This window comes from Rhizobium sp. SVR5-9E (genome assembly GCF_056755095.1).
In genome coordinates, this window is sequence record NZ_JBNDHS010000520.1 from 1 (window position 1) to 256 (window position 256).

Annotated in this window: 1 protein-coding gene; it reads right to left on the reverse strand. The window is 52.7% G+C overall.

The window, feature by feature from the left end:
• Positions 1-256 (reverse strand): copper homeostasis protein CutC (locus ACPYOJ_RS35880; protein ID WP_481420462.1); only part of this gene is annotated, 256 nt, incomplete at both ends.

A 256-nucleotide genomic window follows, 5' to 3' on the forward strand; every position in this document is an offset into this window, starting at 1 on the left:
CTCATCCGCTTCAGCATCCGTCGACATTGACAACCCTGTGTTGCGATAACGCATGGGCGATGGCATCCATTTGCCCGCAGAGCTGTGAAGCTCCTCTACCCCGGCGTTTAAAAACAGTTCCATATTGCTGGCACGCACTCCCGCACCCGCCATTATTATTGGAACACCGGAATGTGCTTTTAGTTCCGTAATTAATTGCAGTCCTTTTTCAGCAGAGGACTGCTGACCCGATGTCAGAACCCGCGCCACGCCAAGT